Consider the following 1101-nt stretch of genomic DNA (forward strand, 5'->3'; position numbering starts at 1 on the left):
TTTTTCCATATCAAAAGGAATGTTGAGCTGGAACTCGGAATACACCGGGCCACTGACTTGCAAGGCCGTCAAAGCGGCACCAACCGAGTCAACCAGCGGCGTAGCCATCATGTAGTCGCGAACTTCATTACCCGGAGCTGTGGCTTTAGCTTCAATTTCGATATGGCCATCTTCAGCCAACTCCGGAATGCGCCCCGTGATGCGTTTAGCGTGAACGCCATTTAACGTCGCCGATTTGGAATCCAGATACATGGCGTCGTTTTCAAACAATAGATCAAGCTGCAAGTCGGTAATGGTTGGCCACGCAGTATCAAAACTGAATTTCGCGTCTTTTAAGCCAACCCACGCCTGGAACATGCCGTTGTGCTCTTTGTAAGGAAAATCTCCTAACTCGCCATACCATAGCAATTTGGCCGTGTTTACTTTACCGCCTTGAATGGCGGTCGATAGGTAATCCGTTAGATCTTGGCCTAATGCCAAAGTTGGCAAGTAACGCCAAGTTTCACCAGCGTTGTAGAGATCCGCCTCAGCATAAAACGATAGGAATGGGCTTTGCTCTTTAGGGAAATCGAGTCGAAATGCGCCCAACACTTGAAGGTCCGGAGTCGCAGCCGTGACTTTATCCGACCACAAACGCCAACCTGTCTCATCTTGCTGCCAGATGATGTCGACTTCGCCTTGCTTGATGTTCAATGGGGCTTGGAATACATCCCCGTACGGGAAAACATCATCAATGACCGTGACTTTCGCTTTCGCTTGCTTCAAGTCACCCGCAACGCTGCCTTGCACATGTTGAAAGCCCGGCAACAGTTCCCACTGAGTCATAGCTAACTCATCGAGGTCCGCCGAATAACGCAGCGTATCTAAGCCACCATTCATGGCTAAACGAATGTCTTCAACACGACCTTTCGGTGCTAATTTATTGAGTAAGTCACTGGTTGATTCCGATTCCGGCGCGAGCTTAACGAGTGGAATCAGCGCCTCAATGTCGAGCTGAGAAAGATTGAGCTTCCAGCCATCTGGTTGCCAATCAAAAGCCGCATCAAGTTCAGGCCAGGATTTGTCATCGGTGCGAATTTGAAGTGAGTGACCATTTACTTT

The 1101-nt window shown here is 49.2% G+C and carries 1 protein-coding gene; it reads right to left on the reverse strand.

Annotation, left to right across the window (positions count from 1 at the left end; genetic code table 11):
- On the reverse strand, positions 1-1101 hold a 1101-nt coding region (locus R8269_RS25750), incomplete at both ends, for a DUF3971 domain-containing protein (RefSeq protein WP_318222980.1).

The organism is Vibrio sp. Vb0667 (genome assembly GCF_033391095.1).